The organism is Achromobacter sp. UMC71 (assembly GCF_014170305.1).
In the GTDB taxonomy this organism is placed as follows: Bacteria; Pseudomonadota; Gammaproteobacteria; order Burkholderiales; family Burkholderiaceae_B; genus Achromobacter.
The window spans coordinates 167,238-192,973 of record NZ_LZZT01000047.1; the positions used below are offsets into that span (position 1 = coordinate 167,238).

The following is a 25,736-nucleotide window of genomic DNA, read 5'->3' on the forward strand; positions in this document are numbered from 1 at the left end:
TGACCCCGGCCGCGCTCGCCGCGGTTCAGTGAAGGCAAAAGCCCCTTCTCCAGGAAGGGGCTTTTTTTATTCCTGCAAGGGATGACTGGTTGGCGAGCCGGGCAGGGGATCAGGCCGGCGTCCGCCCGAATCCGTCCAGCATTTCGCGGGCGTGTTCGCGGGTGGTGGCAGTGAGCTTGATGCCGCCCAGCATGCGGGCGATTTCCTCGACCCGGGCGCCGTCGTCCAATTCTTCGATGCGGGACCGGGTGGTGCCGCGCGATTCGGTCTTGCTGACCAGGAATTGGTTGTTGCCGCAGGCTGCCACCTGGGGTAGGTGGGTCACGCACAGCACCTGGTGGCGTTCGCCCAGTTCGCGCAGCAGCTTGCCGACGGCTTCGGCCACCGCGCCGCCCACGCCGCTATCGACTTCGTCGAAGATCAGGGTGGGCACACGCGCCGCGCGGCTGGCGATGACGGACAGCGCCAACGAAATGCGCGACAGTTCGCCGCCTGACGCTACCTTGGCCAACGGCCGCGGCGTGGTGCCGGCATGGCCGGCCACCAGGAATTCGACCTGCTCGTTGCCGTGGGCCGATGGCGCGGCGGTGGCCAGGGCCGGCTCGAACTTGCCGCCCTGCATGGCCAGTGTCTGCATGGCTTGGGTGACTTGCTTGCCCAGGTCCTTGGCGACCTTGCGGCGCGCCGTGGTGAGCTTGGCGGCGGCGGCATCGTATTGCGCCTGGGCCGCCTGGGCTTGCGCGCGCAGCGCGTCGATATCGGTGGCGGCTTGCAGCGCGGCCAGTTCGGCGTGCAGGTTGTCGCGCAGTTCGCACAGGGCGTCGGGCTCGACGCGGAATTTGCGGGCGGTTTCGAACACCGTGCCCAGGCGCGCTTCGACGTCGGCCAGGCGCTGGGGATCCAGGTCGACGCGGCTGACGTAGTTGTTCAGATCGGACACGGCCTCGCTGATGGCGATGCGGGCGGATTCGAGCTCGTCGTAGATGCCTTGCAGGCCGGTATCGTGGCGCAGCATCTGCTGGATGCGGTGATTAGCCGCGGTCAGGCGGTGATGCGCGGAATCGCCTTCGCCGTCCAGCGCGTCCAGGATCTGCGTGGCGCCGTCCAGCAGCGATTGCGAGTGCGACAGCCGAGTGTGCTCGGATTGCAGCGCGTCCCATTCGTCGGGTGCCAGGCCCAGGCGGTCGAGTTCGTCAACCTGCCATTGCAGCCGTTCGCGTTCGGTGGCCAGGCTGGCGGCGTCTTTTTCAGCGGATTCCAGTTGGCGCGCCAGCGCGCGCCATTGCTTCCAGGCCTGGCCGACGGTCTGGCGCAAATCGCCATGGCCGCCGTGCGCGTCCAGCAGGTCGCGTTGGGCCTCGGGGCGCATCAGGCTCTGGTGCGCGTGCTGGCCATGGATGTCCACCAGGCTATCGCCTAGCTCGCGCAACTGTGCGACGGTGGCGGGCGTGCCGTTGATATAGGCGCGGCTGCGGCCTTGCGCGTCGATCACGCGGCGCAGCGACAGTTCTTCGTCGGCATCGATCTCGCGTTCGGCCAGCCAGGCGTGCAGGGCGCGCGGGGTGTCGAACACAGCAGTGATGTCGGCGCGCGCGGCACCTTCACGCAGCACGCTGACGTCGCCGCGTTCGCCCAGGGCTAGCGCCAGGGCGTCGATCAGGATGGATTTGCCCGCCCCGGTTTCGCCGGAGAAGACGGTAAAGCCGGGACCAAAATGGATTTCGGTCTGCTCGACGATGACAAAGTCGCGGATGTGCAGGGTGCGCAGCATGTCTGGGCGCTAACTACTCTACGTTATCGGTGGCCTGCGGCATCAGGTTCCAGTGCAGCTTGCGGCGCAGGGTGGAGAAGAAGCTGTAGCCTTCCGGATGCACGAAGCGGATGGTATAGGGCGCACGCTGCACGACGATGCGGTCGCCGGGTTGCAGGTCGGACCAGGTCTGCATGTCGAAATGCACGCTGGCGCCGACTTCGACGCGGCCCATGGCGGTCAGGGTCATGTTCAGCACGCCGCTGTCGGGAATGACGATGGGGCGGTTGGACAGCGTCTGCGGCGCCACGGGTACCAGCACCATGGCGTTCATGCCGGGATGCAGGATGGGGCCGTTGGCCGACAGCGCGTAGGCGGTCGAACCGGTGGGCGTGGCGATGATCAGGCCGTCGGCGCGCTGCGTGTACATGAAGGCGCCGTCGAGTTCGACGCGGACTTCGATCATGCCGCCGCGCCCGGCGCGGTTCAGCACCACGTCGTTCAGGGCCGTGGCGGAATACATCTTCTGATTGCCGCGCCAGACGCTGCCTTCGAGCAGCATGCGGGCTTCCATCTGGTAGCTGCCTTCGAGCACCCGCGCCAGCGCGGCGTGCGCGTCCTGCAGCGGGATGTCGGTGATGAAGCCCAGGCGCCCGTGGTTGATGCCGACCAGCGGCACGCCATAAGGCGCCAGATGGCGGGCGGCGCCCAGCACCGTGCCGTCGCCGCCCATCACGACGGCCAGCGACGCGCTCTGGCCGATCTGCTCGAGTGTGGCGACGGGGAATTCAGTCAGTCCGGTATTGCGGGCCGTGTCGGCATCGACCAGCACCTGCCGGCCCGCTTGCGTCAGGGCGAGCGCAAGCGCTCGCAATGGTGCGTCCAGGCCGGTGTCCTGGTATCTGCCGATCAGCGCGACGGTGGGAAAGTGCATGGTGGCGGGGCGAATCAGAAAGCGAAACAGCGAAGGCAAAACCGGTCCGGAAGCGGCCCGTTAGCCGATTATATGGGGCCGCATATCGGCTTGCGGGACAAAAATCGCCTTAATTGGAAAAGATTCCCTAAAATACACGCTATGGATGACCGCGCACGCGCATTACTGAAGGCGTTGATCGAACGCTACATCGCCGATGGGCAACCAGTCGGTTCGCGGACGCTTTCGAAAGTTTTCGATCTGTCTCCCGCCACCATCCGCAATGTCATGGCGGATCTGGAAGAGCTGGGGCTGATCCACAGTCCGCATACGTCGGCGGGGCGCGTCCCCACGCCGCGGGGCTATCGCATGTTCGTCGATTCCCTGCTGGCGGTGCAGTCGTACCAGATCCAGCCCCACAACATGGGTGAGATGCTGTCGGCCGCCGAGCCCACCCGCGCGGTCAATGCCGCGGCGGCGCTGCTCTCGAACCTGACCCAGTTCGCCGGCGTGGTGCTCACGCCCAAGCGGGCCCAGGTGTTCCGCCAGATCGAATTCATCCGCCTGTCGGACAAGCGCGTGCTGCTGATCATCGTCACCCCCGATGGCGACGTGCAGAACCGCATCCTGTTCGTGCAACGCGATTACGTCGAAGCCGAATTGCTGGAAGCCGGCAATTTCTTCAACATCCACTTCGCCGGCAAGTCGTTCGACGCGGTGCGGCGCACCCTGTCCACCGAACTGGCGCAACTGCGCGAAGACATCTCCCGCCTGATGCAGGCCGCGGTCGAGGCCAGCGCCGAGGCCGCCGAAGACGGCGATGCCATGGTTATTTCCGGCGAACGCAAGCTGCTCGACGTGACGGACATCGCGTCCGACATGGACCGCCTGCGCAAGATGTTCTCGCTGTTCGAAAAGAAAACCGACCTGCTGCAGCTGCTCGATGTGTCCAGCCGGGCCCAGGGCGTGCAGATCTACATCGGCGGCGATTCGCAGCTGGTGCCGATGGAAGAAGTCTCGGTCATCACCGCGCCGTACGGCGTGGACGGCAAGGTGGTCGGCACGCTGGGCGTGATCGGTCCCACCCGCATGGCCTACGAACGCGTCATTCCCATCGTGGACATCACGGCGCGCTTGTTGTCCAACGCCCTCAGCCACAACCAGTAGTTCCATTCGAACCGACAGCCTCCTTGCGGAGGAAGGGGAGTTTTTGTGTTTCTTCGCCTGTTCAAGTATCTCTGGCCTGAACGCTACCTGCCCGAAGCCGAGCAGGACGACCCCTTCAACGAAGACCCGCCGCCGCGGGCGCCGGGCAAGGTCGGCGTGCTGCTGGTGAATCTTGGCACGCCGGACACCCCGGGCAAGAAAGACATCCGCAAGTACCTGGGCGAGTTCCTGTCGGACCCGCGCGTGATCGAGATTCCGCGCTACCTCTGGAAGCCCATCCTGCACGGGCTGGTGCTGACGATGCGCCCCAAGAAGCTGGAGCCGCGCTATGCCGGTGTCTGGCTCAAGGAAGGCTCGCCGCTGATGGTCTACAGCCGCCGCCAGGCCGAGGGCGTGCAGGCCGCCCTGACCGCCGCCGGGGTCGACGCGGTGGTGGAGCTGGGCATGCGTTACGGCAATCCGTCGATTCCCGATGCGATGACGCGCTTGCGGGCCCAGGGCTGCGAACGCATCCTGACCGTGCCGTTGTATCCGCAATATGCCGCCAGCACGACCGCCACCGTGGTCGACGCCGTGACGCGCCATGCCGGCCGCCTGCGGGATCAGCCCGAACTGCGTTTCACCAAGCGCTTTCACGAAGAGCCTGCCTACCTGGACCCGCTGGCCGCCAGCATCGAAGCCTATTGGGCCGAGCATGGCCGGCCGCAGAAGCTGGTCATGAGCTTTCACGGCTTGCCGCGCTATTCCATCGAACTGGGCGACCCGTATTACCGCGACTGCATGGAAACCGCCCGGCTGCTGTCGCAGCGCCTGTCGCTGCCGCGCGAGCAGATCGAAGTGACCTTCCAGAGCCGCTTCGGCACCGCCCGCTGGCTGGAACCGTACACCGAGCCCACCCTCAAGGCGCTGGCCGCATCCGGGGTGACCGAGGTGGATGTGGTGTGTCCGGGATTTGTGGCAGACTGTCTGGAAACCCTGGAAGAGATCAGCCTGGAATGTCGCGACGCCTTTCTCGGGGCGGGCGGCAGACAGTTCCGTTACATTCCGGCGCTCAACGACGATCCTGTCTGGATCGCAGGGTTGGCCACCCTGGTGGAACGGCACTTGCAGGGGTGGCCCACGCATCCACGGACTTGAAGGAGAGGGCGCATGCACCATGATCCCAAGACGGGCAAGGTTGTGAAGAAGGGGCGCGTCAGCACCCCGGTGGACGAAGACCAGGTCGAGCACGAACTGGACGAAGCGCTGGCGGAAACCTTTCCGGCCAGCGACCCGATCGCGATCAGTCCCGAACCCGATGACGATCACCGGGTAGACCGCGCCCTGAAAGAGAGCTTTCCCGCCAGCGACGCGGCCGCGCCGGCGCAACCGCACAAAAAATGACCTGCTTCGTGATCTGTGCGCGATGTGGCCCTGTTTTGGTGGGTATTGCCGTCTGAAGAAGGGTTTTTGACCGATTTTTCCTACGGTTTGCCGGCGCCTGAGGGCACCCGGGCCTGGGGGCGCGGCAGGGGAATATTTGCTTTCCCGGGCTTGAAATAGGGGTATTGGCCCCCATTCATGTCTGCGAAAGCCATTCTTTTTGGAGGATTCCCCATGACGGCACCCCACGAGCCTGTAGACCAGACGCCCGGATTCGGCGAGAACGCCGATGCGGCCCCCGCCGCCCAGGACGCCGCGCAGGCCGAGCTGAACGAGTTGCGCGCCCAGCTGGACGCGGCCCAGGCTACCGTCAATGAGCAGCACGACCAACTGCTGCGCGTGCATGCCGAGGCCGAGAACGTCCGCCGCCGCGCCCAGGAAGAAGTGTCCAAGGCGCGCAAATTCGGCATCGAGTCGTTCGCCGAAAGCCTTGTGCCGGTCAAGGACAGCCTGGAAGCCGCGCTGGCCCAGGCCGACCAGACCGTGGACACCCTGCGTGAAGGCGTCGAAGTCACCCTCAAGCAACTGGCCGCTGCGTTCGAGCGCAACCTGCTCAAGGAAATCGCGCCGGCCCAGGGCGACAAGTTCGATCCGCACCTGCACCAGGCCATTTCCTCGATTCCCGCCCAGCAGCCCGCCAATACGGTGGTGCAAGTGCTGCAAAAGGGCTATGCCATCGCCGACCGCACGCTGCGGCCGGCCCTGGTGGTCGTGTCTGCCGGCCAAAGCTGAGCGGGCGGCGCGCCATGACTGATCCCCGTTTCGATCCGGCCCAGGTCTTCGCGGTATTCGGCATGCGTCATGTCGACACTGCGGGATTTGACGCGGCCGTGGTCCAGGCGCCGGGATCGGACCTGCGCTGCGTGTTTCTGTGGGGCCAGGATTGCTATAACTGCAATCTCTTCAAGCAGGCGGCCTTGCTGCACCAGGAAACCCTGCTGGGCCTGGGTTTGAGCTGGTTTGAAGCCGACGTCTATGCGGATGAACCGCTGGGCCGCCGCTTCTCGTTGCATGGTGTCCCCACTTTTGTGCTGTATCGGGCCGGAAAACGGCTGGGGCGCATTACCGGCTGGCCCGGTTTGCCCCAATTCACGGCGGCGATTCGCCGCTTGCAGGAAGCGCCGGCTGAAAATTCAAGCCAGGCGTCTTGAAAAACCCTGTGAGCAGCCCCAGTTATGTGGGGACAAGAAGTTTCCCTCTATTTTCATAGATTTATTCAAGGTAACCCGACCATGAGCAAAATTATTGGCATCGACCTGGGCACGACCAACAGCTGCGTGGCTGTCATGGACGGCGGCCAGGTCAAGATCATCGAAAACGCCGAAGGCGCCCGTACCACCCCCTCGATCGTCGCCTACATGGACGACGGCGAAACGCTGGTGGGCGCGCCCGCCAAGCGCCAGGCGGTGACGAACCCGCGCAACACCCTGTACGCGGTGAAGCGCCTGATCGGCCGCAAGTTCGAAGAAAAGGCGGTGCAGAAGGACATCAACCTGATGCCCTACACCATCACCCGTGCCGACAACGGCGACGCCTGGGTGGAAGTGCGTGGCAAGAAGATGGCGCCTCCCCAGGTGTCGGCTGACGTGCTGCGCAAGATGAAGAAGACCGCCGAGGACTACCTGGGCGAAGAAGTGACCGAAGCCGTCATCACGGTGCCGGCCTACTTCAACGACAGCCAGCGCCAGGCCACCAAGGACGCAGGCCGCATCGCCGGCCTGGAAGTCAAGCGCATCATCAACGAGCCCACCGCGGCCGCGTTGGCGTTCGGCCTGGACAAGACCGAAAAGGGCGACCGCAAGATCGCCGTGTATGACCTGGGCGGCGGCACGTTCGACGTGTCCATTATCGAAATCGCCGACGTGGATGGCGAAAAGCAGTTCGAAGTGCTGTCGACCAACGGCGACACCTTCCTGGGCGGCGAAGACTTCGACCAGCGCATCATCGACTACATCATCGCCGAGTTCAAGAAGGAACAAGGCGTTGATCTGTCCAAGGACGTGCTGGCCCTGCAACGCCTGAAGGAAGCGGCTGAAAAGGCCAAGATCGAACTGTCCTCGGCCCAGCAGACCGAAATCAACCTGCCGTACATCACGGCGGATGCCTCGGGTCCGAAGCACTTGAACCTGAAGATCACGCGCGCCAAGCTGGAAGCGCTGGTCGAGGAACTGATCGAACGCACGATCGAACCCTGCCGCGTGGCCATCAAGGACGCCGGCGTGAAGGTTTCCGACATCGACGACGTGATCCTGGTCGGCGGCATGACCCGCATGCCCAAGGTCCAGGAAAAGGTGAAGGAATTCTTCGGCAAGGATCCGCGCAAGGACGTGAACCCCGATGAAGCCGTCGCCGCTGGCGCCGCCATTCAAGGTTCCGTGCTGTCGGGCGACCGCAAGGACGTGCTGCTGCTGGACGTCACCCCCCTGTCCCTGGGTATCGAAACCCTGGGCGGCGTGATGACCAAGATGATCCAGAAGAACACGACCATCCCGACCCGCTTCTCGCAGACCTTCTCGACCGCTGACGACAACCAGCCGGCCGTGACGATCAAGGTGTTCCAGGGTGAGCGCGAAATCGCCGCGGGCAACAAGGCCCTGGGTGAGTTCAACCTCGAAGGGATCCCGCCGTCGCCTCGCGGTATGCCGCAGATCGAAGTCACCTTCGACATCGACGCCAACGGCATCCTGCATGTGTCCGCCAAGGACAAGGGCACCGGTAAGGAAAACAAGATCACCATCAAGGCCAACTCGGGTCTGTCGGAAGACGAGATCCAACGCATGGTCAAGGATGCCGAGGCCAACGCCGAGGAAGATCACCGCGTGGCCGAGCTGGCCCAGTCGCGCAACCAGGCCGATGCGTTGGTGCACGCCACCCGCAAGTCGCTGACCGAGTACGGCGACAAGCTCGAGGCTTCCGAAAAGGAAAGCATCGAAGCCGCCATCAAGGCCCTGGAAGACACGCTGAAGGACGGCGACAAGGCCGCGATCGACGCCAAGGTGGAAGCCCTGTCGACCGCCTCGCAGAAGCTGGGCGAGAAGATGTACGCCGACATGCAGGCGCAGCAAGCCGCCGGCCAGCAGCAAGCGGCCGACAACGCGAAGCCGGTGGACGACAATGTCGTCGACGCCGACTTCAAGGAAGTCAAGCGCGACCAATAATGGCCGGGCGCTGACCTGCCTCTGCCGCCCGGTAGCCGGAGAAATCCGCCTACCGGGCGAACTCATTCTGTAGCACTGAAAAGAAGGCTCGTTTTTGAGCCCACGGATCATGGCAAAACGCGACTATTACGAAGTCCTGGGCGTAGCGAAAAACGCCTCGGACGACGAACTCAAGAAGGCCTATCGAAAGCTGGCCATGAAATACCATCCGGACCGCAATCCGGACAGCAAAGAAGCCGAAGAGAAGTTCAAAGAAGCCAAGGAAGCCTACGAGGTCCTGGGTGACGAACAGAAGCGCGCCGCGTATGACCGTTACGGCCACGCGGGCGTGGATCCCAATTCCGCCGGCATGGGCGGGGCGGGCATGGGCGGCGGCTTCGCCGACGCCTTTGGGGATATCTTCGGTGAAATCTTCGGCGGTGGCGGCGGTGGCCGTCGCGGCGGCGGCCCGCAGGTGTACCGCGGCGCCGACCTGAAGTACGCGCTGGAAATCACGCTGGAACAGGCCGCGGCCGGTTTCGACACCGAAATTCGCGTGCCCAGCTGGGAAAACTGCGACACCTGCCACGGTTCCGGCGCCAAGGCCGGCACCCAGCCCAAGACCTGCCGCACCTGCGGCGGCTCCGGCGCGGTGCGCATGCAGCAGGGCTTTTTCAGCGTGCAGCAGACCTGCCCGACCTGCCACGGCAATGGCAAGGAAATCACCGATCCGTGTCCCGCCTGCGACGGCGTGGGACGCATCCGCCGCAACAAGACGCTGCAGGTCAAGATTCCGGCTGGCATCGACGACGGCATGCGCATCCGCTCCAGCGGCAACGGCGAACCGGGCATCAACGGCGGCCCGCCGGGCGACCTGTATGTGGAAATTCACATCAAGCAGCACAAGATCTTCCAGCGCGATGGCGACGACCTGCACTGCGAGCTGACCATCCCGTTCACCACGGCGGCGCTGGGCGGCGAGCTGCAGGTGCCGACCCTGGGCGGCAAGGCCGAGATCTCGATTCCCGAAGGCACGCAGTCCGGCAAGACTTTCCGCTTGCGTGGCAAGGGTATCCGCGGCGTGCGCGGCAGCTATCCGGGCGACCTGTACTGCCACGTGGTGGTCGAGACGCCGGTGCGCCTGAGCGACGACCAGAAGAACATCCTGCGCCAGTTCGAGGCCTCGCTGAACGACGGGGGCGATCGCCACTCGCCGCAAAGCAAGTCCTGGACCGACCGCGTGAAGGAATTCTTCAGCTGAACCGCCTGGACTGATCGCGCCGCTTGCCGGCGCGCCGCAGCCCAAGACCTGGAGCGCATCCGGGCTTGGGCTGTTTTCATGGGCGCGACGGGCAAGGCGTGCGTTGCGGGTCCGATGCGCGGACAATAAAAAACCGCGGCTTATCGCCGCGGTTCGTCCTGCTGGTACAGCAACTGCTTCCATCAACTGCTACTTCGTACTGCTACTTCGTACAGCTACTTCGTACAGCTACTACGACTTTCCACAGGGACTGCTTTTACATCTACTGCTACTGCGACTGCTCCGCCGCTGTCGCCGGAAAAAACCGGCCCCAAGCCATGATGCCGCCTGAGGCCGGCCGGGCTACAGCAAGCAGCTCACCGGGTGATCGGCGGGTACTCGAGTTCGCCGAACGTGTACTGGCCGCTAGCCTTGGCTTGCGCGAGTTCTTGCTGGACTTCGGCGCGCGACTTGGCGCTGGCCGAGGCCGCCTTGACGGGCGGGTATTGCAGTTCACCGAAGGTGTATTCGCCGCTGGTCTTGGCTTGTTGCAGCTGGGCTTGCACTTCTTGCGAGCTCAGGCTGGTGGTCTGGGGCAGGGCGGGCGGGTAACCTTCTTCACCGAAGGTGTATTGGCCGCTGATCTTGGCTTGTTGCAGCTCGGCGGCGACCTGGGCGCTCGTCTTGCCTTGTTCAACGCCGGCGGCTTGGGCGCCAGCGCCAACCAGGGCTAGGGAAATCAGCAGGGTAGTTGTCAGGGTTTTCATAATGACCTCCAATTCGTTTTAAGCGGGGCCGAATCCGGCGGCCCTCCGTCGTGGTTCGTTGTTTGTTCCCGATGACTGAATTGTGCGCGTCATCTCACCTGGGATAAACCCGCATATCTTGAAAACATCTTTCCAAATAGCCGTGTAATCCATCTGTTATGGAGATATCTCCCCGTAAATGGCATGGTCTCTCCGGCCGAAGCGACGAAGGGGGAGTAAAGGGACAAAGCGAGCGCCCATGAAAAAGCCCCTGCCGGGGCAGGGGCCTGGGACGCCGCGGGGCGTCAGCGCATCAAGGTGCTTTTTTCTTGAAGTCGCCGGCAACCGCCGTGCTGAAGCCGTCCGGGCGCAGGTATTTGCGCAGCGCGGCGTTGACCGTTTCGGGCGTCAGGACGGAGATCTTCTTGTCCATCTCGGCGGACCATTCAAACGTGCGGCCGCGTTGCAGGTAATCCAGCCAGGTGCTGGCCAGGACGTCGTCCTGGGCGCGGGCCAGATTGCGGTAGTTCAGCAAGGCGGTAATGCCGTCCGAGATTTCCTTGTCCGTGAAGCCGTCTTTCAGCACGCGGGCCAGTTCTTCGCCGATGGCCTTTTCCAGGCGTTCGCGGTTTTGCGGCGCGTAGATGGCGTACATGGTCCAGCTGGCGCTGGGTTCGAAGGACGACACTGACAGCGAGCTGCGCACGTTGTAGGACAGGCCTTCGGTTTCGCGCACGCGGTTCCACAGGCGCGAGGTTTCCGAGGCGCCGAACAGGTAGTTGGCCAGGTACAGCGCCGGGTAATCGGCATCGGTGTCCTGCAGCTTCAAGGGCATGCGCGAGACGTAGAACGCATTGGCCTTGTCGGGCGTGTCGATGTCGAACTGCTTGGCGGGAATGTCGCGGTAAGGATTGCCCACGCGGGTGTAGGCGGGGGCGCGTTTCCAGCCGGCCAGGCCGTCCTTGATGGCCTTTTCCACGGCCTCGGGTTCGAAGTCGCCCACGGCCGAGTATTCGACCTTGCCGGCGCCGTAGAACTTGGCGTGGAACTTGACGAGCGCATCGCGGTTCAGCGCGCGCACGCCGGCCAGCGATTCTTCAAACGTCGGCACGTAGCGCAGGTCGTCGGCAGGCCACGGATTGTCCTGGCGGGCCAGGGCGCGTCCGGCCAGGGCCTGCGGCTCGGTCATGGCGTTCTGGATCGAGGTCTCGAGTTGACGCTGGTATTCCTCGAGCTGTTCCTTGGGGAAGTTGGCGTTGCGCACGATGTCCAGCGCCAGGCGGGTCAGTTCGGGCAGGTTCTCACGTTTGGTCGACATGGCGATCTTGAGCGTGGTGCCCGCGCCGCTGAAGCCCAGTTCCGCCTGCAGCTTGTCCAGGCGGTCCTGGATGTCCTGGCGCGAGAGCTTGGCGGTGCCGCGCGTCAGCAGGTCAGCCACGGCGCCGGAATTGACGCGCTGGCCGAGCAGGTCTTTTTCGTTGCCGAACTGGATCAGCATCTGGGCCTGCACGCGATTGCCGCGCGTGGCCTTGGGCAACAGCGCCAGTTCCACCGGACCGTTGGGCAGGTCGAGCTTCTTGCGCTGGGTCAGGCGGTCGATGTTTGCAGGCGTGGGGTCGAAGGCCGAGGCGGCCTTGAAGTCGGGGTCGCCCTTGTAGTCCTTGAACACCGCGGTCAGGTCCACGCGCTGCGTCTGCGGCGCGCGCACGGGCTTCTCGGTGGGGATGTAGCGGCCTTCGATGCGGTTGCTTTGCACCAGGTAGGTCGTGGCGGCCTGCTGCACTTCGGTCAGCGTGGCCTTGCGGGCGCGGTCGCGCTGCAGGAAGAACAGGCGCCAATCACCGGCGGCGATCGCTTCGGACAGCGCGACGCCGACCTGCTCGGGATCGCTGTAGGTCTGTTCCCAGGAGGTCAGCCACTTGCTGCGTGCGCGATCCAGTTCCTGCTGGGTGAAGGGCTTCTTGCCCAGCGTTTCCAGCGTGGTCGTCAGGGCCGTCATGGCGGCGTCCAGGCTCTTGCCCGGAGTCAGCTGCGCGGCGAACATCGCCAGGCCCGGGTCCAGGCTTTCCATGGTGAAGCCGAACACGCCGGAGGCGAGCTTGGTGGGCACCAGCGCGTGATAGAGGCGGCCCGAGGGCGTATCGGCCAGGATGGTCGCGGCCAAGTCCAGCGGCACGAAGTCGGCGCTGCCGGCGGCGGGGATGTGGTACATCGCGGCAACCAGCGGCGTGCCGCCGGTGCGGCGCAGCGTCACGGCGCGTTCGCCGTCCTGGGTGGGCTCGACGGTGTATTCCGGCGGCAGCTTGCGGTCGGGCTTGGGTAGCTTGCCCAGCGTTTCCTCGATGTCGGCCAGCGTGGCCTGCGGATCGAATTTGCCGGCCACGATCAGCACCGCGTTATCGGGCTGGTAGTACTCGTGGTAGAACGCGCGCAACTGCCCGATGTCGACGTTTTCCACGTCGGAGCGGGCGCCGATGGTGTTCTTGCCGTAGCTGTGCCACTGGAAGGCGGCCGATTGCATCTTCTGCATGAGAATACGGAAAGGGCTGTTTTCACCGCTTTCCATCTCGTTGCGCACGACGGTCATTTCGGAGTCCAGGTCTTCCTTGGCGATCAGGGAATTGACCATGGCGTCCGCTTGCCAGCCCAGGTACCACTTGAGGGTGTCGGGGTTGGACGCGAAGCTGGCGAAATAGTTGGTGCGGTCGCTGGACGTCGAGCCGTTGGCCTGCAGGCCGCGGCGGGAAAACTCGCCCATGGCGTTGCGGGTGGTGGACGTGCCCTTGAACAGCATGTGTTCGAGCAGGTGGGCCATGCCCGTCTGGCCGTAGTTCTCGTTGCGGGAGCCGACCAGGTAGGTCATATTGACCGTGGTCGAGGGTTTGGATTCGTCGGGAACCAGCAATACCCTCAAGCCGTTGCTCAGGCGGTATTCGGTGATGCCTTCAATCGAGGCGGCCTCCGTGACGCCGGCCGGCAGGCTGGCGGCTCCGGCCTGAAAGGCCAGGAAGGATGAGAACAGCAGCGCGCCCAATGGGCGCGGCAGCTTCGATATGGACAGGCGCATGGCGGACTATTCCTTTGGCATGGCAGAATCCGTTGGAGTGTATACGGTGGGAATGGTTCAGGGGCGCGCCCCGGCCCGCCACGCCGTCGTTCCATCAGGAATCGAACATGTCCTTATCACTGGAAATCGAAACCCCGCGCCTGGTGCTGCGCCAATGGCTGGCAGCCGACCGCAAGCCGTTCGCCGACATGAACACGGACCCGCGGGTGACGCAATTCCTGCTGCCCATGACCGCCCAGGAAAGCGATGCGCTGGCCGACCGCCTGGCCGCGGGTATCGATGAATACGGCTGGGGCTTCTGGGCGGTAGAAGCGCCCGGGGTGGCGCCGTTCATCGGTTTCGTGGGACTGAAGGCCCTGGCGCCGTCGTTGCCGTTTGCGCCCGGCGTGGAAATCGGCTGGCGCCTGGCGCAGCCCTATTGGGGCAAGGGCTACGCCGGCGAGGCCGCGCAGGCCGCGTTGCGGGTGGGGTTCGAACAGGTCGGCCTGTCCGAGATCGTCTCGTTCACCGTGGTCGACAACGCGCGCTCGCGCGCGGTGATGCGGCGGCTGGGCATGCGCGAAGACCCGCAACGCTTCGATCATCCCGCGGTGCCGGACGGCCATCCGCTGAAGGCCCATGTCCTGTACCGGTTGGATCGCGACACCTGGCGGGCCGAAAAAAACGGTGACGCGGATAACGGCGTGGCGCCGGTTGCGGCGGCATAAGCGGCGCAAAGCCGCGCCAATATGCAATGTTGCGGTGCAATGTCCTGGCGTGGCAACGCGGATTTGAGATCGGAGCGGGCGCGGGTGTAAGCTTCCTAGGACGTAGTTGATGTTGCCGACGGGATGCGCGACAGCCGTCTACAGGCTTCCCGTCCAACGCCAGCCGCCGCCTCGGCGGGCTGCGAGACCGGCCATTCGCCGGATCCCGGCCGTTGCCCCGCAGGCGACGACGGTGCTTGTCGTTCGCGCCTTCGCCGCCGGCATCCTGCCGGCGCATCTTTCGGAGGAACGACCCATGCTGACCGAGATCGTCACGCGTGCTTTGTCCCAATTGACCGGCAGCCCCATGAGCGGCGACCGCATCAAAGGACAGTTTCAGTACGCCTATGCCAGTGATGACGGCCAATTCGTGGCCATTTTGACCCATGACATGACCACTTACGTGGTGGACCTGAGCACGCAGCGTTACTTCGCCGAGTGTGGCGGTTCGCCCAGGGGCTTTGCGGGGCATGTGCTCGAGATGGAGGGTGCCGCGGCGCGCCAGCATCCCTGGCCCGCCGCCAACGACCTGTTTGACCTGGACATGGATGCGGACGAACTGTCCTGGCACCAGTGCCCCGGCATGCGCGGCAACGCCGACGCCGCCAACCGATCTGTGGAGAGCCGCGCCGCCTGAGAGTGGCCAGAAGCGGCAGTACCCTCACTGAACCGGCGGGCATCGCCGGTTTTTTTTATGGCGGCGGCGCTGCCCGGCTGGCTACAATTCGCGCCATGACTACGCCCGCTGATATCGGCGCCCCGGACGGCGCCACCCTGGTCGACTGCACGCACGCGCGTCACGCGGACCAGATTCTTGCCATCTTCAACGACGCCATCGCCACGTCGACGGCCCTGTACGACTACAAGCCGCGGCCGCCCGAGTCGATGCTGGGCTGGTTCCAGGCCAAGGCCAACGGCGGCTTTCCGGTAGTGGGGTTCGAGAACGCGGCGGGCGAGTTGATGGCCTTCGCCAGCTATGGCACGTTCCGCGCCTGGCCGGCCTACAAATACTCGGTCGAGCATTCCGTCTACGTGGACGGACGTTTCCGTGGAATGGGCCTGGGCGAGGCGATGATGCGCGTGTTGATCGAGCGCGCCCGCGCCAACCAGGTGCACTTGATGATCGGCGGCATCGACGCGGCCAATCAGGGCAGCATCCGGCTGCACGAAAAGCTGGGCTTCACCCATTCGGGCACCATCCGCGAGGCGGGCTTCAAGTTTGGCCGCTGGCTGGACCTGGCGTTCTACCAGCTGACGCTGGACACGCCCGCGGAGCCGGTGGACGGCTGAGCTACTTCGACAATACCCGCATCGCTTGTTCCAGGCCCGCCACCGTGACCGGGTACATGCGGTCCTGCATGATGTCGCGCATCAGTGCGATGGACTGGCGGTATTGCCAGGACGCCGTGGGCTCGGGATTGAGCCAGACGGATTTGGGCCACGCGTCCAGCAGGCGGCGCATCCATTGCGCGCCGGGCTCCTGGTTGTAGTGCTCTACCGAGCCTCCCGGCCGCAGGATTTCGTAGGGGCTCATGGTGGCGTCGCCGACGATGATCAGGCGCCAGTCCGGGTTGTACTTGCGCAGCACGTCCCAGGTGTCGAAACGCTCGTTCTGGCGCCGGCGGTTGCTTTGCCACAGGCTTTCGTAGGGGCAGTTGTGGAAGTAGTAGACCTCGAGATTGCGGAATTCGCTGCGGGCCGCTGAAAACAGTTCCTCGACTCGGCCGATGTGGTCGTCCATGCTGCCGCCCACGTCCAGCAGCATCAGCACCTTCACGGTGTTGTGGCGCTCGGGGACCATGCGCAAGTCCAGATGGCCGGCGTTGCGGGCTGTGCTGGCGATGGTGTCGTCCAGGTCGAGCTCGAGCTCGGCGCCTTGCCGCGCGAAACGGCGCAAACGGCGCAGCGCGACCTTGAAATTACGCGTGCCCAGTTCGACCTGATCGTCGTAGTCTTTGAACTGGCGCATGTCCCAGACCTTGACCGCGCTACGGTTGCCGGCCGACTGGCCGCCCACGCGGATGCCTTCCGGGTGGTAGCCGCCATTGCCGAACGGCGAGGTGCCGCCGGTGCCGATCCATTTGCTGCCCCCCGCATGGCGTTCCTTCTGTTCTTCCATGCGTTCCTTGAAAAGCGCCATCAGCTTGTCCCAGCCGTGCTTTTCGATCGCGGCCTTTTCTTCCGGCGACAGGCTTTTCTCGAACTGCTTGATGAGCCAGTCCAGCGGGATGTCCTTGCCGGCCGGCAACGCTGCCTCGATGCCCTTGTAGTAGGCGCCGAAGGCTTTGTCGTAGCGGTCGTAGAGCGATTCGTCCTTGACCAGCGTGGCGCGGGCAAGGAAGTAGAAGTCGTCCAGCGTGGGCGTCATCAGGTCCTGGCGCAGCGCATCCACGAGCGTCAGGTATTCCTGCACCGAGACGGGCAGCTTGTGGGCCCGCAGGTGGTAGAAGAAGTCGATCAGCATGGGTGCCGCCGTGGGAGTGCCGCGGCTAGCGGCGTGGCGCGCCGCGGGTCATGGAGGCCAGCCGTTCGAGCAGGTGAACGTCTTGTTCGTTCTTGAGCAAGGCGCCGGCCATGAGCGGCACCGCGGTAGCGGTGTGCGCGTCGATCTGGGCCGCGCTGACGTCTTCGGCCAGCAGCAGGCGCAGCCAGTCGAGCAGCTCGGAAGTGGACGGCTTTTTCTTCAGGCCGGGCGCATCGCGCAGGCTGAAGAAGGTGTCCAGCGCCGCGCGCAGCACGTCCTGCTTGAGTTCGGGGAAATGCACGCCCACGATCTCGCGCATGGTTTCGCGGTCGGGAAAGCGGATGTAATGGAAGAAGCAGCGACGCAGGAACGCGTCAGGCAGGTCTTTTTCGTTGTTGGACGTGATGATGACCAGCGGCCGATGGCGCGCCGAGATCGTCTCGCGCGTTTCGTACACATGGAATTCCATGCGGTCCAGTTCGCGCAGCAGGTCGTTGGGGAATTCGATGTCGGCCTTGTCGATTTCGTCGATCAGCAGCACCACCGGCTGGTCGGCGTCGAAGGCTTGCCACAGCGTGCCTTGCACGATGTAGTTGCGGATGTCGCGGACCTTTTCGTCGCCCAGCTGCGAGTCGCGCAGGCGCGACACCGCGTCGTATTCGTACAGGCCCTGATGCGCCTTGGTGGTGGACTTGATGTGCCATTGCAGCAGCGGGCGGCCCAGCGCGCGCGCGACCTCTTCGGCCAGCATGGTCTTGCCGGTGCCGGGTTCGCCCTTGATCAGCAACGGGCGCTGCAGCGTGAGGGCGGCGTTGACGGCAAGCTTCAGATCGTCGGTGGCGACGTAGCTGTCGGTGCCATCGAAGCGGACAGGCGAGGCGAAAGGGGCGGGCTGGGCTGCGGACATGGATCGGCGGGCTTCTCGGGGTTGACGGGGATCAAGACCATCTTAAGGTATTAATCCTGAGCAATTATCGTACAATCAGGCGGTTTTGCAGTTGGGTTCGACCCGCAACGTGTTTGCCGGGGGCCTTTTCGTGTGAGCAGGCCCTAGTCCCTAAGCCATACCAAGAAGAGCCATCCCAATGAAGTTGCGATTCTCTCTGAAGTACACGGTTTCCGTGCTGGCCGCGTTGGCATCCTGTGCGATCGCCGGCCAGGCATATGCTGCAGATGCAGCGCCGGTCGGTAATGTCCAGAACGCCCGCGACAAAGTGTCCATGTGCATCGGTTGCCATGGCATCGAAGGCTACAAAGCGACTTTCCCCGAGCTTTACCACGTTCCGATGATCGCTGGCCAGAACGCCAAATACATCGAAACCGCCCTCAACGAGTACAAGAAAGGCGCGCGCAGCCATCCCACGATGGACGCCATTGCCGGCAGCCTGTCCGACCAGGACATCGCCGATCTGGCCGCGTACTACTCGAATCTGAAATAACAGGGGGCAACAACATGAACCGCACCATGCTTGCCCTTGCGGGCGCAACGCTGGCCATTTCGGGCGCTGCCGCCCAGGCCCAGGACCTGACGGCCGGCAAGGCCGTTTTCGACAAATTCAATTGCGCCTCGTGCCACGGCGCCGACGCCAAGACGGCGGTGGATCCTGCCTACCCGACGCTGGCCGGCCAGCACGCCGATTACCTGGTGCATGCGCTCAAGGCCTACCGCCGCGGCGCCTCGGGCAGTGCGGCCACGGCCAATGTGCGCAAGAACCCGATCATGGGCGCCTTCGCGACCCAGCTGTCCGACCAGGACATCAGCAACGTGGCCGCCTGGCTGGCCGCGCAGCCCAGCGACCTGGGCGTGCGCAAGTAAGCAGCGCAACAGCCTGGCCGCTATTGAAAAACCCTCGGGCGACCGAGGGTTTTTTCATGGGCGGGGGGCTAGCCGGATGCGCCGCGGGAGCGGTGCGCCGGCAGGCCCTAGCGCTCGGCGCGCTGGCGGATCAGGTCGATGTAGGTGTCGCTGTCCAGCGGCGTGCCCAGGCGCTGAGCTTCCCAGACCACGCGACCCAGGCATTCCATGATTTCGTGCGCGGCCTGGTGCGCGTCGGTGCGCGCCACCAGGCGCTGGTAGGCGCCGCGGATGCCCGGCGGGTGGTCGATCGACAACTGCTCGGCGATGGCCAGGTGCATCGACAGGTGCAGGAAGGGGTTGGTGCGGCCCTTTTCCACGTCGTATTCCGCCGTCATGGCGTCTGGGCTTTCGAGGTCGCCGTGGTATTCCGGATGTTCGATGATCCAGTCCAGGGCCATGGCCTCGAGCGGGGTCAGGACCTCGTTGGCGCGGTGCTTGCGCCAGGTTTCGATGAAGAATTCGCGGACTTGGTCGCGGGAGGGGTTGAACATCTGGGGGGACGCCATGCGGGCTATAGAGGGCTTTATTTTACCGCCCACGGCCGCCCTGGCCGCCCGGCGGCGCCAATGCGATATAGAATTGGTTGCTATCCGCTATCCAGTGCGCGTTTCGCCAGGCCGTGCGGCCCGCGGACCGCACGCCAGCCGATGCGGCGCGCGTGCAGAAAAACCACCCGGAGCAAATGGAGCATTCATGTCCTACCAACATATCAAGGTGCCCGCTGGGGGCCAGAAGATCACGGTCAACGCTGATTTTTCGCTGAATGTGCCTGACCAGCCCATCGTGCCCTACATCGAGGGTGACGGTACCGGGGCGGATATCACCCCCGTCATGATCAAGGTTGTCGACGCGGCGGTGCAAAAGGCCTACGGCGGCAAGCGCAAGATCCACTGGATGGAAGTCTATGCGGGCGAAAAGGCCACCAAGGTCTATGGCCCGGACGTCTGGCTGCCCGACGAAACCCTGGAAGTCGTCAAAGACTACGTGGTCTCGATCAAGGGCCCGCTGACCACGCCGGTGGGCGGCGGCATCCGTTCGTTGAACGTGGCGCTGCGCCAACAACTGGACCTGTATGTCTGCCTGCGCCCCGTGGCGTACTTCAAGGGCGTGCCGTCGCCGGTGCGCGAACCGGAAAAGACCAACATGGTCATTTTCCGCGAGAACTCGGAAGACATCTACGCGGGCATCGAATACATGGCCGAAAGCGAGCAGGCCAAGGAGCTGATCCAGTTCCTGCAGACCAAGCTCGGCGTCAAGAAGATCCGTTTCCCCAACACCTCGTCGATCGGCATCAAGCCGGTGTCGCGCGAGGGCACCGAGCGCCTGGTGCGCAAGGCGGCGCAGTACGTCATCGACAATGACCGCACGTCGCTGACCCTGGTGCACAAGGGCAACATCATGAAGTTCACCGAAGGGGGCTTCCGCGACTGGGGCTATGCGCTGCTGCAGAAGGAATTCGGCGCGCAGCTGATCGACGGCGGCCCGTGGTGCAAGTTCAAGAACCCCAAGACGGGCCGCGAGATCATCGTCAAGGACGTCATCGCCGATGCGTTCCTGCAGCAGATCCTGCTGCGTCCGGCCGAATACGATGTCATCGCCACCCTGAACCTGAACGGCGACTACATTTCCGACGCGCTGGCCGCGCAGGTGGGCGGTATCGGCATCGCCCCGGGGGCGAACTTGTCTGATTCTGTCGCCATGTTCGAGGCGACCCACGGTACGGCGCCCAAGTACGCCGGCAAGGACTACGTCAATCCGGGTTCCGAGATCCTGTCGGCGGAAATGATGCTGCGCCACATGGGCTGGACGGAAGCTGCCGACCTGATCATCTCCAGCATGGAGAAATCCATCCTGTCCAAGAAGGTCACGTACGACTTCGCCCGCCTGCTCGAGGGGGCCACCCAGGTGTCCTGCTCGGGCTTCGGGCAGGTCATGATCGAAAACATGTGATCGAGGTCGCATTCGCGCACCATCAAAAAAGCCCGCAAGCCGCAAGGCCTGCGGGTTTTTTGACGCCGATTCTGCATAATCCTCAATAAGAAAATGAGGGAAGCCCTTATGCCGAGATGTGTATATGTAAGGTGAAGTTATTCAAATTGTGATTATTACAGCAGTATAATTCCCGCGTTTCCAATGCGGTATTCCCCTTTGCTCGGCTGATTTTCCGATACATGGCAACTCCTGCTTCCGATATGCCGCCTTACGATGCTCCGGCATGCGTCCGTGGCTTGCGCGACGCCAAGCGGATTGCGCTGCTGATGGCGCCCAGGCTGGGTGACACGCTGCTGATGATGACCATGGCGCATAACCTGGCCGCGCATGGCCGCGAGGTCACGGTCTTCGGCGATTTCGCCTATGGCTTGCGCGGTTGGTTTCCCGGGATGAATATCCAGCCCTCGCTGCCCCAGGAGCGGGCGGCCCAGGCGCTGGCGGATTTCGACTGTGCCGCGCAGATGCATGTGGGCTGGCCCTATGCCTTGCATGGCTATGCGGCGTCCTATTTCTATTACGACGCGCATGTCGTGATTACCGGCAAGGGCTTCGTCAAACTCAACCAGATCAGCGATTACTGTCGTGACGCGCTCGGCTTGCCCTTGTCCAGCACGGACATCGGCCTGCGCCCGCCGGTGGCGGGGCGGCAGCGGGCTTTTGAAAAGCGCGTGGCGGTGCATCCCTCTTCCACGGGCGCCCAACGCTGCTGGGCGCCGCGACACTTTGTCGAATTGGGCCTGCGCCTGAAGCGCCAGGGCTATGAGCCGGTGTTCATCCTGGCGCCCCACGAACGCGCTGAATGGGGCTGTCTGACGGAAGCCGGGTTGCCGATCCAGCAATCGCCTTCGCTGGCCGACGTGGCCGCTTTTCTGCATGAGTGCGGCTGGTTCATCGGCAACGAATCCGGGATTGGCCACCTGGCCTCCAGCGTCGGCGTGCCGACCTTGACCCTGACCGGACGGCCTACCCGCACCAAGGCCTGGCGCCCGGGCTGGTCCATGTCCCGCATTGCCTATCCCGCCTATATCCCCGGCGGCCGCTGGCGCGACCGGCTTTGGCGCGAATGGCTGCGGCCGGGCAGCGTCATGGCGGCCTTCGAAGGCCTGACACGGGACTACGAAAGATCCATGGCGGCTGCGAAAGTCGCGCGTTCTTGACCCTCCATCCGCGGTTTCCGCAAGCCTGGGTAATTCACCCCCCGCTTGCGGGAACCGTTGCGGCCCGATGGCTGACTAACCCCTCACTCCAGATACCTGATCGATCCCACCAAAGATCAAGCTGACTCACCTATGCCCACTTTTTGCTTACGCAGCGTCGCTTTCCTGGCGCTGCTGGTTCCCGCCCTGGCCTTGACCAGCGCGGTCGGCGGTCCGGCCGTCATTTACCTTGCCGCCCTGATTGCCATGGCGACGATGGTGGCCAATGCCGCCAAGCATTGGGAGCCATTCGCGCTGAAAGAGCTGGCGGCGATGGCGGTGGCGCTGACGGCCCCCTTGGTGGCCATGCTGATCAGCAGCAGCTATCTGGGCGTCTGGAGCGGGTCCGAGAACGAGAAGCTGTTGCGCTTCGCGCTGGCGGTGCCGGTCTGTTGGCTGTTGCTGCGCGTGCCGCGGAACTGGCTGCAGCATGTGCAATGGAGCCTGCTGTTCGGCGCCATCGCCGGTTCGCTGATGTTGATTGTCATCGTGCATTCGCCGAGCCTGGGCCGGGGCGCCGTGTCCGATTTCGGCGGCCGCTACAACGCGGTGGCATTTGCCGATCTCACGATTTTCTTCGGTCTGGCGGCGCTGTTGACGCTGCCCTGGAAACTGTCTCCCTGGCCGCGCCTGGAGTCGGCGCTCAAGATCGCGGTGGTGCCCTTGTGCATCTACGGCGTGTGGGTATCCCATACGCGCAGCAGCTGGGCGCTGCTGGTGGTGTTCGGGCTGGTGTATCTGTCGACCAAGCGCCAGTGGGCGCGGCGCACCAAGCTGCTGTTCCTGGGCGGCCTGATCGCCGTCATGGCGGTGGTGGCCGCCGTGTCCTGGTATTCCAAGGAAAGCCGCTGGAAGAATGTGCTGACCGACGTGGATCGTTACGAGCAGCATGACCGCGACACCTCGGTGGGTATCCGCATTCAGCTCTGGAAAGCGTCGTGGCTGATGTTCAAGGAAAGCCCGCTGGTGGGCGTAGGCGTGCCCAATTTCCGTTCCGAACTGGCCAAGCTGGAGAAGCAGGGCGTGGTGACCGAGCTGGTGTCGGTGGACTACGGCGAACCTCACAACGACATGCTGGGGGCGCTGGCAGGCTATGGCTTGCTGGGCTTGCTCAGCATCCTGGCCCTGTACCTGATTCCCGCGGCCATCTTCTGGCGCCGGTCCGCCAGCGCAGACCCGGTGGTGCATGTGGGGGCGCAGATTGGGATGCTGTTCTGCCTGGGCTATTTCGTGTTCAGCCTGTCCGAGATGATGTTCCGCAACATGCGCAGCGTGCCGATCTACGCGGTGACGGTGGTGGTGCTGTTTGCGCTGACATCGGCGCGCACCGGGTTGGCGCAGCAGCGCCTGTCGGCAGCCAAGCGCTAGCTGCCTCGCCGAACCCTCGGCGGTTATCGTCACGCTTGAAAAGACAAGGCCTTCGGGCCTTGTTTTTTTCGCGCGCGCGTTGCGCATCCAAATGCCTTGCGGGCTTGATGTAGATCAAGCGGCCCCCCACTGGTCAGTGAAAACCCTGGCACTCCCCCGTATTCTGACGGCACGCAACATATAAACCGTCACATTCCGCTGCCTTTTGTTATTAGGAGCGGGGGGCATAGAGAAGAGGGCCTATGAATAATTCAAGCTTGCGTAAAGAGCTGCTGTGGTTCGTGTTCGCCATCGGGGCCGCCGTGCTCGCATTGGGCGCCTGGGATGCCTGGGAACGGCGTTCCGAGATGCTGGCCGAGCGCAAGACGGAGCTGCGCCACGTGCTGGACCTGGCGGCCAGCATCATGCAGAACGGCAAGCAGCGGGCGATCGACGAGGGCCTGCCCGTCGAGCAGGCCCAGCGCAACGTGGCGCAGCGCCTGGCCCAGTTGCGCTACGGCGCGGATGGTTATGTCGGCGTGTTCAATGACGGCTACACGTTGCTGGTGCATCCCGATGCGAAGATGGCGGGCACCAACGTGCGCGCGGTCAAGGATAGCGATGGCGCGCCGATCTTCGAGAATCTCTACGCGCAAGGCAAGGACGGCGGCGGTTTCGTCGACTATCGCTTTCCGCGGCCGGGCGCCGACGACGCGCTGCCCAAGATCAGCTACGCGGCCTACGACAAGGAATGGGGCTGGTTGATGTTCACCGGCCTGTACGTGGACGACGTGGACGCCGCCTTCGTCAAGACGCTGTGGCGCCAGGGCGCGGTGACGCTGGTGCTGCTGGCGCTGCTACTGACGGCGGCATTGCGGTTTTTTCGTTCGCACATCATCCGGCCGCTGGACGAGGCGGTGGCGGTCTGCGAGCGGGTGGCGCATGGCGACCTGTCCAGCATCATCTCGCGCCACCACCGGGGCGAGATCGGCCGCCTGTTTGACGCCATGGCGTTGATGCAGGAACGGCTGGACGTGGCGGTGCGCAGCATCGTCCATTCCACCGGATCGATCGCCGCGGCGTCGCGCCAGATCGCGGCGGGCAGTATGGATCTGCATGACCGCACCGAGAAGCAGGCGGCCGCCCTGGAGCAGACCGCGGCCAGCGTGGAGCAGATCACCGCGACGTCCAAGCAAAGCGCGGACCACGTGCGCGAAGTGAGCGCGCTGGCCGGTGAATCGGCACAGCTGGCGCGGCAGGGCAGCGAAGAAACCCAGCATGCGATCGATGCGATGCGCGAGATATCGCAAAGCTCGCAACGGATCGACGAGATCATCCGCCTGATCGACGAGATCGCGTTCCAGACCAATATCCTGGCGCTCAACGCCGCGGTGGAAGCCGCAAGGGCCGGCGAGCAGGGACGCGGGTTCGCGGTGGTGGCGGGCGAGGTCCGGGCGCTGGCGCAGCGCTCGGCGACCGCCGCCAAGGAAATCAAGACGTTGATTGAGGCATCGTCGAACTCGGTGTCGCGCGGCAGCCTGCGGGTGGAACAGGCCAGCGCCACGATGAGCAGCGTGCTGGAATCGGCTGCCACCAGCGCGCCGCTGATGGGTGAGATCGCCACGGCCTCGGCCGAGCAAAGCGTGGGTATCGAGCAGATCAACCAGGCGGTGACGCACCTGGACAGCGTGACGCAGCAGAACGCCGCGCTGGTGGAAGAGTTTGCCGCGTCGGCCGCCACCCTGCATGATCAAGCCGACGACTTGGCGCGCGCGGTGGCGGTGTTCAAGCTGTCTGCAGCCTACTAGGCGAGCCCTGCATCACACTCATGGCCCGTTGCAGGCGCGGGGTGAGTTCGCGGCTGGCGCTGGTCATGGGCAGCCGCAGCTCATCGGCGACGAGTCCCTGCAAGGCCAGCGCGCGCTTGATCGGCGCCGGATTGGGCTCGGCGAACAGCAGGCGGATCAGGCCGCGCAGCGGCTCGAACAGTTCGCGCGCGGCTTCGGCGTGGCCGTCGCGGGCCAGTTGCATGACTTCGACGAAGCGCTCCGGGAACAGATGCGCGGCGGCGGGAATGGCGCCGCGTCCCCCCGTCAGGAAGTGATCCAGCAGGGCCATGTCTTCGCCGCACAGCCCATTGAGATGGCCGCGCGCGTTCAGCGCCATCAGCACGGGCGGATTGCATTCCTTGACCGCGCGGAAATTCGGCAGGAGCGCCAGCGATTCCATGGTTTCGACTGTCATCGAGACGCCCGCGCGCTTGGGGATGTTGTACAGGATGATGGGCCGCTCGGTGGCCCAGGCGATCTCCCGGTAATGCCACAGGATGCCTTGTTGCGACGGCCCCAGGTAGTAGGGCGGCGGCACCAGGTAGCCGGCGGGCGCGTACTTGTCCAGGCGGCGGATGGCGGTGGCAACGCCGCGCGTATCGACGCCGCCCGCGCCGAACACCAAGGGCAGGGCATGAGGATCACGGCGGATGGCCTCGATCATGTCGATCTTTTCGGAGATGGCCAGTAGATTGCCTTCGCCGGTGGAGCCGAACAGCACCAGGCCGGCCACGCCCGCGTTGCGGTAGTAACGCGCCAGCGCCTGGGCGGCCTCGCAATCCACGTAGCCGCCGCGCATCGGGGTGATCATCGGCAACCACAGGCCTTCGAAGGAGGCGGTTTGAACGGGGGTATCCATGGC

Annotated in this window: 24 protein-coding genes; 16 read left to right on the top strand and 8 right to left on the bottom strand. The window is 64.4% G+C overall.

Annotated elements, in window-relative coordinates; translation table 11 throughout:
* Positions 1-109: 109 nt before the first annotated feature.
* Entirely contained in the window at positions 110-1,771 is a 1,662-nt protein-coding gene (gene recN, locus A9974_RS23485) for a DNA repair protein RecN (RefSeq protein ID WP_183006625.1), read from the bottom strand.
* A gap of 13 nt (positions 1,772-1,784) precedes the next feature.
* The gene (locus tag A9974_RS23490) at positions 1,785-2,684 is read right to left on the bottom strand and encodes an NAD kinase (protein ID WP_183006763.1); all 900 of its coding nucleotides are present in this window, start codon (positions 2,682-2,684) and stop codon (positions 1,785-1,787) included.
* Between the two features lie 141 nt (positions 2,685-2,825).
* Between A9974_RS23490 and hrcA the strand changes: the two genes are divergently transcribed.
* The 7 genes from hrcA to dnaJ all read left to right on the top strand — a co-directional run bounded on the left by hrcA (position 2,826) and on the right by dnaJ (position 9,650).
* Entirely contained in the window at positions 2,826-3,830 is a 1,005-nt protein-coding gene (gene hrcA / locus A9974_RS23495) for a heat-inducible transcriptional repressor HrcA (RefSeq protein ID WP_025136862.1), read from the top strand.
* A 45-nt stretch (positions 3,831-3,875) separates the two neighbouring features.
* Positions 3,876-4,967, top strand: coding sequence for a ferrochelatase (gene hemH / locus A9974_RS23500; RefSeq protein WP_183006626.1), 1,092 nt, complete (start codon positions 3,876-3,878; stop codon positions 4,965-4,967).
* 12 nt (positions 4,968-4,979) lie between these two features.
* Complete coding sequence (locus A9974_RS23505) at positions 4,980-5,213, top strand: hypothetical protein (RefSeq protein ID WP_183006627.1); 234 nt, start codon at positions 4,980-4,982, stop codon at positions 5,211-5,213.
* A gap of 213 nt (positions 5,214-5,426) precedes the next feature.
* The gene (grpE, locus tag A9974_RS23510; RefSeq protein WP_183006628.1) at positions 5,427-5,984 is read left to right on the top strand and encodes a nucleotide exchange factor GrpE; all 558 of its coding nucleotides are present in this window, start codon (positions 5,427-5,429) and stop codon (positions 5,982-5,984) included.
* A gap of 14 nt (positions 5,985-5,998) precedes the next feature.
* Positions 5,999-6,403 (top strand): thioredoxin family protein, encoded by a 405-nt coding sequence (locus A9974_RS23515; RefSeq protein ID WP_183006629.1) that lies wholly within the window; start codon positions 5,999-6,001, stop codon positions 6,401-6,403.
* An 81-nt stretch (positions 6,404-6,484) separates the two neighbouring features.
* On the top strand, positions 6,485-8,410 hold the full coding sequence (gene dnaK / locus A9974_RS23520) for a molecular chaperone DnaK (protein ID WP_183006630.1): 1,926 nt from the start codon (positions 6,485-6,487) through the stop codon (positions 8,408-8,410).
* 109 nt (positions 8,411-8,519) lie between these two features.
* Positions 8,520-9,650: a molecular chaperone DnaJ gene (gene dnaJ, locus A9974_RS23525; RefSeq protein ID WP_183006631.1), complete on the top strand. Its 1,131-nt coding sequence runs from the start codon at positions 8,520-8,522 to the stop codon at positions 9,648-9,650.
* Positions 9,651-10,006: 356 nt separating this feature from the next.
* Here dnaJ and A9974_RS23530 read toward each other — a convergent pair whose 3' ends face one another.
* Both A9974_RS23530 and A9974_RS23535 read right to left on the bottom strand, forming a co-directional pair.
* On the bottom strand, positions 10,007-10,396 hold the full coding sequence (locus A9974_RS23530) for a DUF4148 domain-containing protein (RefSeq protein WP_183006632.1): 390 nt from the start codon (positions 10,394-10,396) through the stop codon (positions 10,007-10,009).
* A gap of 292 nt (positions 10,397-10,688) precedes the next feature.
* Complete coding sequence (locus tag A9974_RS23535; RefSeq protein ID WP_183006633.1) at positions 10,689-13,442, bottom strand: pitrilysin family protein; 2,754 nt, start codon at positions 13,440-13,442, stop codon at positions 10,689-10,691.
* A gap of 107 nt (positions 13,443-13,549) precedes the next feature.
* Here A9974_RS23535 and A9974_RS23540 point away from each other — a divergent pair, with 107 nt between their 5' ends.
* The 3 genes from A9974_RS23540 to A9974_RS23550 all read left to right on the top strand — a co-directional run bounded on the left by A9974_RS23540 (position 13,550) and on the right by A9974_RS23550 (position 15,478).
* Positions 13,550-14,149 (top strand): GNAT family N-acetyltransferase, encoded by a 600-nt coding sequence (locus A9974_RS23540; RefSeq protein WP_183006634.1) that lies wholly within the window; start codon positions 13,550-13,552, stop codon positions 14,147-14,149.
* Between the two features lie 295 nt (positions 14,150-14,444).
* The gene (locus tag A9974_RS23545) at positions 14,445-14,825 is read left to right on the top strand and encodes a hypothetical protein (protein ID WP_183006635.1); all 381 of its coding nucleotides are present in this window, start codon (positions 14,445-14,447) and stop codon (positions 14,823-14,825) included.
* Between the two features lie 95 nt (positions 14,826-14,920).
* Positions 14,921-15,478, top strand: a complete 558-nt coding sequence (locus A9974_RS23550) for a GNAT family N-acetyltransferase (protein WP_183006636.1) — start codon at positions 14,921-14,923, stop codon at positions 15,476-15,478.
* A gap of 1 nt (position 15,479) precedes the next feature.
* Here the strand turns inward: A9974_RS23550 and A9974_RS23555 are convergent, their stop codons facing one another.
* Both A9974_RS23555 and A9974_RS23560 read right to left on the bottom strand, forming a co-directional pair.
* On the bottom strand, positions 15,480-16,652 hold the full coding sequence (locus tag A9974_RS23555; protein WP_183006637.1) for a VWA domain-containing protein: 1,173 nt from the start codon (positions 16,650-16,652) through the stop codon (positions 15,480-15,482).
* Positions 16,653-16,677: 25 nt separating this feature from the next.
* Entirely contained in the window at positions 16,678-17,559 is an 882-nt protein-coding gene (locus A9974_RS23560) for a MoxR family ATPase (RefSeq protein ID WP_183006638.1), read from the bottom strand.
* A gap of 178 nt (positions 17,560-17,737) precedes the next feature.
* On the opposite strand from A9974_RS23560, the gene A9974_RS23565 reads away from it, so the two are divergent.
* Together A9974_RS23565 and A9974_RS23570 are read left to right on the top strand one after the other, a co-directional pair.
* Positions 17,738-18,091, top strand: a complete 354-nt coding sequence (locus A9974_RS23565; RefSeq protein WP_183006639.1) for a cytochrome c — start codon at positions 17,738-17,740, stop codon at positions 18,089-18,091.
* Between the two features lie 14 nt (positions 18,092-18,105).
* A complete protein-coding gene (locus A9974_RS23570; protein WP_183006640.1) occupies positions 18,106-18,468 on the top strand; it encodes a cytochrome c in 363 nt (120 codons plus the stop codon).
* A gap of 107 nt (positions 18,469-18,575) precedes the next feature.
* Here A9974_RS23570 and A9974_RS23575 read toward each other — a convergent pair whose 3' ends face one another.
* Complete coding sequence (locus A9974_RS23575; protein WP_183006641.1) at positions 18,576-19,001, bottom strand: DUF1841 family protein; 426 nt, start codon at positions 18,999-19,001, stop codon at positions 18,576-18,578.
* Between the two features lie 202 nt (positions 19,002-19,203).
* Between A9974_RS23575 and icd the strand changes: the two genes are divergently transcribed.
* From icd to A9974_RS23595, 4 genes are all read left to right on the top strand, one after another.
* Entirely contained in the window at positions 19,204-20,460 is a 1,257-nt protein-coding gene (icd, locus tag A9974_RS23580; RefSeq protein ID WP_049071757.1) for an NADP-dependent isocitrate dehydrogenase, read from the top strand.
* Positions 20,461-20,681: 221 nt separating this feature from the next.
* Entirely contained in the window at positions 20,682-21,659 is a 978-nt protein-coding gene (locus A9974_RS23585) for a glycosyltransferase family 9 protein (RefSeq protein ID WP_183006642.1), read from the top strand.
* Between the two features lie 132 nt (positions 21,660-21,791).
* Entirely contained in the window at positions 21,792-23,066 is a 1,275-nt protein-coding gene (locus A9974_RS23590; RefSeq protein ID WP_183006643.1) for an O-antigen ligase, read from the top strand.
* A gap of 242 nt (positions 23,067-23,308) precedes the next feature.
* Positions 23,309-24,853 carry a methyl-accepting chemotaxis protein gene (locus tag A9974_RS23595; protein WP_183006644.1) on the top strand — a complete coding sequence of 515 codons (1,545 nt, stop codon included), beginning with the start codon at positions 23,309-23,311 and terminating at the stop codon, positions 24,851-24,853.
* On the opposite strand, the gene A9974_RS23600 is transcribed toward A9974_RS23595, so the two are convergent.
* Positions 24,831-25,733, bottom strand: coding sequence for a 4-hydroxy-tetrahydrodipicolinate synthase (locus tag A9974_RS23600; protein WP_183006645.1), 903 nt, complete (start codon positions 25,731-25,733; stop codon positions 24,831-24,833). The two genes, A9974_RS23595 and A9974_RS23600, sit on opposite strands and share 23 nt — an antisense overlap.
* Positions 25,734-25,736: the final 3 nt, after the last annotated feature.

What these genes read in the sequence shown, in the direction of transcription:
- recN (WP_183006625.1), bottom strand. Translation starts at nt 1,771, where the DNA reads ATGCTGCGCACCCTGCACATCCGCGACTTTGTCATCGTCGAGCAGACC.
- A9974_RS23490 (WP_183006763.1), bottom strand. Translation starts at nt 2,684, where the DNA reads ATGCACTTTCCCACCGTCGCGCTGATCGGCAGATACCAGGACACCGGC.
- hrcA (WP_025136862.1), top strand. Translation starts at nt 2,826, where the DNA reads ATGGATGACCGCGCACGCGCATTACTGAAGGCGTTGATCGAACGCTAC.
- A9974_RS23505 (WP_183006627.1), top strand. Translation starts at nt 4,980, where the DNA reads ATGCACCATGATCCCAAGACGGGCAAGGTTGTGAAGAAGGGGCGCGTC.
- grpE (WP_183006628.1), top strand. Translation starts at nt 5,427, where the DNA reads ATGACGGCACCCCACGAGCCTGTAGACCAGACGCCCGGATTCGGCGAG.
- A9974_RS23515 (WP_183006629.1), top strand. Translation starts at nt 5,999, where the DNA reads ATGACTGATCCCCGTTTCGATCCGGCCCAGGTCTTCGCGGTATTCGGC.
- dnaK (WP_183006630.1), top strand. Translation starts at nt 6,485, where the DNA reads ATGAGCAAAATTATTGGCATCGACCTGGGCACGACCAACAGCTGCGTG.
- dnaJ (WP_183006631.1), top strand. Translation starts at nt 8,520, where the DNA reads ATGGCAAAACGCGACTATTACGAAGTCCTGGGCGTAGCGAAAAACGCC.
- A9974_RS23530 (WP_183006632.1), bottom strand. Translation starts at nt 10,396, where the DNA reads ATGAAAACCCTGACAACTACCCTGCTGATTTCCCTAGCCCTGGTTGGC.
- A9974_RS23535 (WP_183006633.1), bottom strand. Translation starts at nt 13,442, where the DNA reads ATGCGCCTGTCCATATCGAAGCTGCCGCGCCCATTGGGCGCGCTGCTG.
- A9974_RS23540 (WP_183006634.1), top strand. Translation starts at nt 13,550, where the DNA reads ATGTCCTTATCACTGGAAATCGAAACCCCGCGCCTGGTGCTGCGCCAA.
- A9974_RS23545 (WP_183006635.1), top strand. Translation starts at nt 14,445, where the DNA reads ATGCTGACCGAGATCGTCACGCGTGCTTTGTCCCAATTGACCGGCAGC.
- A9974_RS23550 (WP_183006636.1), top strand. Translation starts at nt 14,921, where the DNA reads ATGACTACGCCCGCTGATATCGGCGCCCCGGACGGCGCCACCCTGGTC.
- A9974_RS23555 (WP_183006637.1), bottom strand. Translation starts at nt 16,652, where the DNA reads ATGCTGATCGACTTCTTCTACCACCTGCGGGCCCACAAGCTGCCCGTC.
- A9974_RS23560 (WP_183006638.1), bottom strand. Translation starts at nt 17,559, where the DNA reads ATGTCCGCAGCCCAGCCCGCCCCTTTCGCCTCGCCTGTCCGCTTCGAT.
- A9974_RS23565 (WP_183006639.1), top strand. Translation starts at nt 17,738, where the DNA reads ATGAAGTTGCGATTCTCTCTGAAGTACACGGTTTCCGTGCTGGCCGCG.
- A9974_RS23570 (WP_183006640.1), top strand. Translation starts at nt 18,106, where the DNA reads ATGAACCGCACCATGCTTGCCCTTGCGGGCGCAACGCTGGCCATTTCG.
- A9974_RS23575 (WP_183006641.1), bottom strand. Translation starts at nt 19,001, where the DNA reads ATGTTCAACCCCTCCCGCGACCAAGTCCGCGAATTCTTCATCGAAACC.
- icd (WP_049071757.1), top strand. Translation starts at nt 19,204, where the DNA reads ATGTCCTACCAACATATCAAGGTGCCCGCTGGGGGCCAGAAGATCACG.
- A9974_RS23585 (WP_183006642.1), top strand. Translation starts at nt 20,682, where the DNA reads ATGGCAACTCCTGCTTCCGATATGCCGCCTTACGATGCTCCGGCATGC.
- A9974_RS23590 (WP_183006643.1), top strand. Translation starts at nt 21,792, where the DNA reads ATGCCCACTTTTTGCTTACGCAGCGTCGCTTTCCTGGCGCTGCTGGTT.
- A9974_RS23595 (WP_183006644.1), top strand. Translation starts at nt 23,309, where the DNA reads ATGAATAATTCAAGCTTGCGTAAAGAGCTGCTGTGGTTCGTGTTCGCC.
- A9974_RS23600 (WP_183006645.1), bottom strand. Translation starts at nt 25,733, where the DNA reads ATGGATACCCCCGTTCAAACCGCCTCCTTCGAAGGCCTGTGGTTGCCG.